This window comes from Psittacicella gerlachiana (assembly GCF_003585965.1).
Lineage (GTDB): Bacteria > Pseudomonadota > Gammaproteobacteria > Enterobacterales > Psittacicellaceae > Psittacicella > Psittacicella gerlachiana.
In genome coordinates this window covers 1-4,999 of record NZ_NRJF01000133.1, presented here as the reverse complement: position 1 = coordinate 4,999, position 4,999 = coordinate 1, and the positions used below count along the sequence as shown (strand labels likewise).

The window sequence follows — 4,999 nt, the reverse complement described above, 5'->3', positions numbered from 1 at the left end:
TTCCTAATCTATCTTCAGTTAATGCTGAGACTACAAAGATTAGTTACTATAATGGAAATTTAGAATATACCCTAACTGATATTAGTGATCAAGAATTTAATAACTTTGTCACAAAGTATAAACAGCATCCAAATTGTGCTTTGTTTGCGACAAACATGAAGAAAGTTTTTGATAATAATTTAAAAGAAGTTTCTGATAGTGTTTCAAATAGCTCTCGTAATGAATTTAACAGTATTTTTAGACAACTACAAGGACGATTAATCAATGCTACTCCTAGAGAGCAAGAGTTTGCTTGTTACTTATTTAATCGAAAACTTGAAACTGTTAAAAATGAAGTTCCTGATGAAGTTGTAGGCGGAGACAATAAAGGATTAGCTACAGAAAAAAGCCCAAGTGCAAAATAACTCTTTTAAAACAAAATTTTAGAAAAAAATTAAGTCCAAAGATTTTATCTTTGGACTTAATTTAAATGAAGAAAGAGACCTCAATGGGTCTCTTTCAAGGTAAAAGAATTATTTAGATTCTTTAGTACCTGTTACATATACATCAACACGACGATCTGGTGCTAAACATGCAGCAAGTGCTTTACGACCTTTAACATCATAACAACCGTTAGTTACAGGTTCTGCAGAACCAACACCTTTAACAGTTAATAATGATTGATCAACACCGTTTTCTACTAAGTAGTTAGCAACAGTTTGTGCACGACGCTCAGATAGTTTTAAGTTGTAAGCAGCAGAACCAGTACGGTCAGCGTGACCAACTACTTCAACTGAGCTTACAGTTGCATTAGGGTTGTTGTAACGAGCTAATACATCTTTGAATGATTCAGCAGCGTTAGGACCTAATTTATCTGAGTTTAGAGCAAATAATACGTCAGATTTTAATTCAAATTTTTCAGTAGTTACAACTGGAGCAACTTCAACTGGTTTAGATTGACCAAATACGTAAGTTGCAGTAGCTTGTACTAAGTGAACATCTGGTCTGTATCTGTTGCTGTTGTTGTTAACAGAATCAGCTAATGTTACAGCGTAGCTACCTGAAGCAGCGTTTACTTTAGAATCGTTGAAAGTTCTGAAGTAAGCTTTATACTCAACACCCACTGCGAATGAGTCTACGAAGTAGTACTCTAAACCAGCTGAAGCGTAAGGAGCTACTTGAGTTTTTTCTGAAACTACATCGCTAGCAGTTACAACTTTGTTAAAGAATACACCAGCACCTAAACCAGCGAATACGTTAACTTTAGAACCGATGAATTGGTTGAATTTCACACCTAAATCTAAAACGTTAGATTTGTGAGTGAAAGTAGTTGTATCATTGTAGTTGTAGTTGTTATTGTGAGGTTTTTGCCAACCTAATTCAAATGCAACGTGGTTGTTTAAACGGTAACCTAAGAATAAACCGTAAGCAACACCGTCACCATCACGGTAAGCATTGTCGTTTGATTTTGTGTTTAATTGTACGTCATTGTGGTAGTTTGTATAACCAACTTTACCAGTAACGTAGAAACTATTTGCTGATGGAGCAGCAAATGCTACTGAAGTAGCTGTTAAAGCTAATAGAGCTGCAGCTGTTTTTTTCATGTAAGACCTCTAAATCTTTATATGTTATTTTAATTTTACAAAACTGATTAAAGTAAAGTAAAATTTTTCGGATTTCAAAATTGAACCTAGAAATCCTATAACAGAATACAATCATTGCTTATTATATCATAGATGAAATTTATATAAATAGTTTTAATCTATAAAGTTATTCATATTTATCAATTAGTTAATGTATTTTATTTTTAGAATCTACATAGATAAGTATGATTTTTAGTAGTATTTGAAGATCTAGGATATTAAAAAAGGTAAGACCTAAAGTCTTACCATTTATTCACCTTTTAAGAACTCATTATAAAGATTTAATAATTCTTTTAAGTTAAACTGTTTTGCTTCCAAGGATTTGTAAATTTTATATTCAATGTCATGACCGTAAAGATGGGCAATGGTCATTTTTTGAGTTTGCCCTGCACGATTAATTCGGTTACATGCTTGAATATAAGTTTCACAACTATGGATAGGTGCAAACCAAATAATTAAACTTGCACTTGTCGCAGTAATCCCATGGGACATGGTTGTAGGAATAGCTAAAAGTACATCTAAATCATCTGTATTTTGTAATTTATGAAAAATTTCGGCTCTTTCTTTTTCTCTTACATCTGAATTAATTTTAGCGACTTTAAACTTAGTAGCTAACTCATCATATAATAGATCAAGTGTACTTTTATAAGGAACAAATACTAAAGTTTTACCCTTATTAAATTCAGTTCTCTCTGATCTTGCTATTTCAATTAAGCGGATAGCTTCTTGTACTCTAGATTTATTATCAAGAGTTATTATTTCTTTGCTATTATCATATACCGCACCGCAACAAGCTTGAATAATTTTTCCAACAATTGCAGCACCATTAGCGGGAGCTATATTAGCTCCATTCTTTAATCTAACGAATTCATATTCACGTAATTGTTTAATCATGTGTTTTTGTTCGTTAGATAACTCGCATTTTGAATATGTTGTTACTAAATCTGGTAGATCTAAGCAATCTTCTTTTTTAATACGGATTGCTGGATTGAAATAACTGTATACAAGATCTAAAGACATTTCTACACTTTTGAAATCTTCGATATTATCTGAAGCTGAATTTAAAAATCGTAAATTTAAATTTAAATTCATGATTCCTTTAAAGTGAGAATAAGTGATGCCGGTTAGATTTTGTGGAGCAACCATTAGAATCTGACCATAAGCTTCTAATGGGCTATTAGGTACAGGAGTACCGGTTATTCCCCAAACAAATGAAGCCTTTTTAGTGATTTTTTGTAGATTTTTCCAACGAGCTGTAGTATGAGTCTTATAAGTTGTTAACTCATCGATAACAATTAGATCGTAATTTTGTTCGAGTAGTTGAGACTGAATTACTTCAACGCCATCAGGATTAATAATATGAATTTGGGCATCGGTTTCAGTAACTAATTCAATACGTTTTTTCTTAGTATTTGCATATAGAATTTGTGATGTTAAACCACAATCCATACTTTGTAATGTACTTTGCCAAGCGTCTCGCATAACGGAAAGAGGGCAAACAATTAGCACTTTTTTAATTTGCTTTATTTTATATAAGTAGTTTATAGCATGTAAAGTAGCTAAAGTTTTACCTGTCCCCATGTCTGCTAAACAGAAGCATGATTTATGTACAGATAAAAACGCAGAAATTTTATACTGATGCTCAAATGGGGTTAATTCTCCTGGCCAATCGTAATCAGATTTTCTAACAATAGGACTCAATGTAGTAGCATTAATACTTGCCAACTTTTGCGCATTGTCAAAAGTCCAATCTACTTCTACAATTGAGTTTTGACTATTAGATGTTGAAGCATCGGGATTATGATGCACTATGGCATCGGGAATTATATCGCATATTTCTTTTGCAAGACGAGTCCAAACATAAAGTTTTGTTTCATCCTCACTGGGAATGACATTATTTTGTCCCATCGCTTGCTTGATTTTCTGAAACGAAATCATAACACTAAAATAAAATTGCTACGAAGATATCTTAACTAATACTATTTTACCAGTGATTACAATTAAAAGTATATAAATTTTGGTGTTTTTTCAAAAAATTTAATAATTTTACTCTAAGAATAAGGATCTCCATCCTTTAAAAAGAATGAAGATCCAAGAAAGTAACATATGAAAAATTAGAATCTAACACGTAGACCTGTTGCAACAGCTGTTGCTGTGATGTCATTTTGAACTTTTGTTGTAGTACCACTAGAAACTGTAGTTACATCTTTAGTTCCTTTAACATAACTACCTTCTAAGAATACAACTAAGTTAACACTGTTATATTTAACTAATGTTGAGCTTGCACCTAAATAGAAGTGTACAGCATGTGCTTTAGTTGTATTAGCTTTATTTGCATACTTATGACTAGCATGTACATAAGAAATACCTGTGTAAGGAGCAAAGTATTGATTTAAAGTATAGCTTACTTTTGCTGCTAATGACCAAGCATCTCCATTGTTGTAAGTAGAGCTACTGCTTACATAGTTTTTAGAGTGTTCATATGTAAATGCAGTGCCATACTCTAAACCATTATCAAAACTTTGATACCAAGCTAAATCAAAAGTATCTAAAGCACTTGTTGTTCCTACAACACCACCACGAGTTTTAGTATCTGTATTATAGTAGATTGCTTGTAATTTTGAGCTATCTGTGAAGTTATAAGCTACTAAAGCTGCTGTTTGTTGTAATCTTGTTGTTGAGGTAGTATTAGTTTTACCCCATGAAGCACCAAAACTAACTTTGCCTACTTTATTAGTATATTGGAATGAGCTATCAAATGAAGTAGCTGCAGTTGAAGCTGTAAATCCTAAATGGTTGTAATCTTTATCCTTATTTGAGAGAACCCAAGTATCATCGCCAAATTTGCGATCAGATAAAACTGCGAATTTACCGTAACGAACTTCACCAAAGTTGTTATAGCTTAAGTAAGCATTAGCATTATTTAGTTCGAAACCTTTACGAGAGTGACTTCTAGACTCACTTACACTTTTAACGCCTGAAGTGTATGTAGTTTCTTTTTTGTAATTATATACCCAAGAGTGGTTACCACGAACGAAGAAACCAAATTTTAAGCCTTGACCATCATTAATTTCACCTGCTAACCAAACACGGGTACGAACTTGATGGTAGCGACCATTTCTTTCGCTACTTAAAGTGCCATCAACTTTATTTTCAGGATTATAGAAATTAATGTGAGCTCGAACTTCACCACCAAAAGTTAATTTAGCGTTGTCACTTTGATAAACTGTAGCCGAGAAAGCTGTAGTTGCAACAGAAGCAAGTAATAGAGAGAGTAGAGTTTTTTTCATAGTCTAAATCATAATTTATGGAACAAATGTTTTTCTTGGTAAGTTTAGGCTTACATTTTAAGTATAACAATAATAAAGAAATAACTT

General features: G+C 32.5%; 4 protein-coding genes. 1 reads left to right on the top strand and 3 read right to left on the bottom strand.

The annotated features are described in order from the left end of the window. On the top strand, nt 1-404 hold a 404-nt coding region (locus CKF59_RS07890; protein ID WP_222985595.1), incomplete at its 5' end, for a hypothetical protein. A gap of 108 nt (nt 405-512) precedes the next feature. Here CKF59_RS07890 and CKF59_RS05015 read toward each other — a convergent pair. From CKF59_RS05015 to CKF59_RS05005, 3 genes are all read right to left on the bottom strand, one after another. Continuing rightward, the gene (locus CKF59_RS05015; protein ID WP_119534874.1) at nt 513-1,583 is read right to left on the bottom strand and encodes an OmpA family protein; all 1,071 of its coding nucleotides are present in this window, start codon (nt 1,581-1,583) and stop codon (nt 513-515) included. Between the two features lie 288 nt (nt 1,584-1,871). Then, nucleotides 1,872-3,530, bottom strand: a complete 1,659-nt coding sequence (locus CKF59_RS05010) for an SNF2-related protein (protein WP_222985592.1) — start codon at nt 3,528-3,530, stop codon at nt 1,872-1,874. A gap of 206 nt (nt 3,531-3,736) precedes the next feature. Further along, nucleotides 3,737-4,912: a porin family protein gene (locus tag CKF59_RS05005; RefSeq protein WP_119534872.1), complete on the bottom strand. Its 1,176-nt coding sequence runs from the start codon at nt 4,910-4,912 to the stop codon at nt 3,737-3,739. Nucleotides 4,913-4,999 lie beyond the last annotated feature (87 nt).

Excerpts from the sequence above, each read along its gene's own strand:
- CKF59_RS05010 (WP_222985592.1), bottom strand. The coding sequence starts at position 3,530 with ATGGGACAAAATAATGTCATTCCCAGTGAGGATGAAACAAAACTTTAT.
- CKF59_RS05015 (WP_119534874.1), bottom strand. The coding sequence starts at position 1,583 with ATGAAAAAAACAGCTGCAGCTCTATTAGCTTTAACAGCTACTTCAGTA.
- CKF59_RS05005 (WP_119534872.1), bottom strand. The coding sequence starts at position 4,912 with ATGAAAAAAACTCTACTCTCTCTATTACTTGCTTCTGTTGCAACTACA.